Genomic DNA, 2089 nt, shown 5'->3' with positions numbered 1-2089 from the left:
GGCCCCAACCCCCGAGGTTTATCCCGGGGGTTGGGGCCTTTTTGCTGTTCGTTACCCTCATGTTCACGTCGTAACGGGAACCTGGGCACCCCGACAGGCGGAGGTGTGGAGACGTGCAGCAGATGACGACTGCCGGACGGCGGCCCGGAATCGCTTCGGAAATGACGGCGACCGCGGTTCGCGACACCCTGAAAGCGCTCGGTATCGGCCGTGGCGACGAGGTCATCGTGCCGTCGTACGGCCCCGGCGCGCCCGCCGACGGGGTTCGACTGGCCGGCGCGATCCCGGTGTTCGCCGACATAGACCCGCGGACGTTCTGCGTCGACCCTGCTTCGGTGGCCGCGTGTGTCACCCCCCGCACCGCCGCCCTGGTGCCGGTGAACGTGTTCGGCCACCCCGCTGCCATGGACCGCCTGGACGACCTCGCCGTCCGGCACGGGCTGGCGGTCGTGGCGGAGGTGCCGAGTGGCGAGGACGTGGGCGCCGTGGCCCGCCGCCGGGCGCACGCGCGCTTCCTCGACTCGGCGCTCACCGGCGTCGTGGTGCCGTACACCGAGCCCGGCGCGCACCACCTCTACCACCAGTACACCGTGCGGGTGCCGGGGAACGGCCGGCCGGACCGGGACGCGTATCTGCGTGCGCTGGCCGTGCGCGGGGTGCGGGCGACGGTGAGCATGCCGGTGCCGGTACACCGGATGCCGGCCCACCGCGCGGCGCCGCCGATCGAGTTGCCGCAGACCGAGCTGATCGCCGCGGACAGCCTGTCGCTGCTGGTCCACTCGGGCCTGGACCAGCGCGAGTTGACGCACATTGCGACGGTCTGCAACCGGCTCGGTGGGATCGTCTGACCGTCGTTTTCGTGCACACGCGTCGATGGGCTACGATCTTCCCATCGACGCGCCCCAATAGCTCAGTCGGTAGAGCGTCTCCATGGTAAGGAGAAGGTCTACGGTTCGATTCCGTATTGGGGCTCTGCGAAAGAAGGCCCCCGCCGTGACGGCGGGGGCCTTTGTCATGTGCCCCCGCAGGGCACATGAGGGCGCATCAGGGCTTCGGCAGCGCAGGTACCCGCATCGCCAGAATCGCCATGTCGTCGGAGGGCGCGTCGGCCGCGAAGCGCTCCACCGCGCGCTGGATACGGGCGGCGACCGCGCCGGCGGTCAGGCCCGTACACGTGACCAGCACGTCGGCGAGGCCGTCGTCGCCGAGCATGCGGCTGCCCTCGCGGCGCTCGGTGACGCCGTCCGTGACGCACAGCAGGACGTCGCCGGGGTCGAGCGTGACGGACTGCTCGTAGAGGTCGAGGTCGTCCATGACGCCGAGCAGCGGCTGCGGTTCCGCGGCGGGTTCGACGGTGCCGTCGGGGCGCAGGCGCAGCGGCAGGGGGTGCCCGGCGCAGACCATGCGCAGTTCGGCGCTGCCGTCCTCCCGGGGCCACAACTCGCCGTACAGGAGGGTGAGGAAGCGGCTGCGGGCGCCCTCGTCGAGGATGGCGGCGTTGAGGCGTTCGAGGACGGCGGGGCCGCCGAGGCCCTCGCGGGCGAGCAGGCGCAGCGCGTGTCGGGCCAGGCCCGTGACGGCGGCGGCCTCCGGGCCGGTGCCGCAGACGTCGCCGATGGCGAAGCCCCAGCAGCCTTCGCGGATCGGGAAGAGGTCGTAGAAGTCGCCGCCGACCTCGTTGCCCTCGCCGGCCGCGCGGTAGACGACCTCGACCTCGACGCCGGGGATGTGCGGCAACTCGGGCGGCAGCAGGCTGCGCTGGAGGGCCTGGCTGATCGCGGTGCGCTCGCTGTAGAGGCGGGCGTTGTCCAGGGCGAGGGCGGCGCGGCGGGAGAGGTCCTCGGCGAGTTCGAGGATCTCCTGGCGGAAGCGTTCGTCGCTGGGCTTGCCGAGGGTGAGCATGCCGATGACGCGGTTGCGGGCGACCAGCGGCAGCACGACCGTTTCTCCACCGACGGCGGCTGCGGTGGCCAGGGCGACGCCCGGGGTGGTGGCGGGGCGTGCGCCGGCGGTGGCGCCGACGCCGAGGCTGCGCAGGGAGGCGCGCAGGGCGCTGGAGTGGGCCGCGTCGGAGGGGGCGGTCCAGATC

2 protein-coding genes and 1 tRNA gene are annotated in these 2089 nt (G+C 72.6%); 2 read left to right on the top strand and 1 reads right to left on the bottom strand.

The features are described from left to right. The first annotated feature begins 122 nt into the window (after positions 1-122). Together AC13HU_RS36205 and AC13HU_RS36200 are read left to right on the top strand one after the other, a co-directional pair. Positions 123-848, top strand: a complete 726-nt coding sequence (locus AC13HU_RS36205) for a DegT/DnrJ/EryC1/StrS family aminotransferase (protein ID WP_483046240.1) — start codon at positions 123-125, stop codon at positions 846-848. Between the two features lie 51 nt (positions 849-899). After that, positions 900-972 (top strand) — tRNA-Thr (locus AC13HU_RS36200). 72 nt (positions 973-1044) lie between these two features. On the opposite strand, the gene AC13HU_RS36195 is transcribed toward AC13HU_RS36200, so the two are convergent. Continuing rightward, a partial coding sequence (locus tag AC13HU_RS36195; protein WP_483046239.1) for a PP2C family protein-serine/threonine phosphatase occupies positions 1045-2089 on the bottom strand: 1045 nt, incomplete at its 5' end.

The organism is Streptomyces sp. NH27 (genome assembly GCF_056859195.1).
Note: the sequence above shows the minus strand (reverse complement) of the source record. Positions and strands in the feature narration are given on the sequence as shown.

Coding starts and splice junctions, on each gene's coding strand:
- AC13HU_RS36205 (WP_483046240.1), top strand. CDS start 123: ATGACGACTGCCGGACGGCGGCCCGGAATCGCTTCGGAAATGACGGCG.